Raw genomic sequence first — 561 nt, 5'->3', positions numbered from 1 at the left:
TTGTTAACCATAATAAACAACTGAACAAGTTAGACATCTCAGAAGAAGGAACTCCAATACACTTACGAGGCTACGGTTGGGTGACTGTTTTCAAATTTACAGCCAAAAACGGCCGTATTGATTACATAGTAACAAACAAAGAGAATCCCACCCGTGAATACGTCAAATCTATCATGGATGCCCGTTGGTCTGTTGAAGTTTATCATCGAGAAGTTAAACAAAATTGTGGTATTGAACGCTGTCAGGCTCGCACGAGCCGAGCGCAAAGAAATCATATTTTTCTCGCTATTTCTGCGTGGTTTGAACAACATAAACGTCGTATATCTGAAAATATAACCCTTTATCAACAAAATTGGGACGTAATCAAAAATGCTATTGCTGAGCACATCCGTGTTTTATTAGCGTACCCAAATTAGTTTTGTGCGAAACTCGTGTTAGTTTAGAAAAACTTCATTTAAAAACAGGTAGCTCATCAAATAAAAGAGAATTTAAAAGATTAGTTAAGAATCTATGTGTAACAAATGACCTCCCAGATTATGAAATCTTTCTAGATGCCTCTAC

The 561-nt window shown here is 36.5% G+C and carries 2 protein-coding genes; both read left to right on the top strand.

Going from position 1 to position 561, the window contains the following annotated elements:
* On the top strand, window positions 1-416 hold a 416-nt coding region (locus CBG25_RS03785; RefSeq protein ID WP_290604615.1), incomplete at its 5' end, for a transposase.
* Between the two features lie 2 nt (window positions 417-418).
* On the top strand, window positions 419-561 hold a 143-nt coding region (locus CBG25_RS03780; RefSeq protein ID WP_290604617.1), incomplete at its 3' end, for a replication initiator protein A.

Origin of the sequence: Arsenophonus sp. ENCA (assembly GCF_002287155.1) — a bacterium.
In the GTDB taxonomy this organism is placed as follows: Bacteria; Pseudomonadota; Gammaproteobacteria; order Enterobacterales; family Enterobacteriaceae; genus Arsenophonus; species Arsenophonus nilaparvatae.
This window is presented reverse-complemented; position numbering and strand designations above follow the sequence as displayed.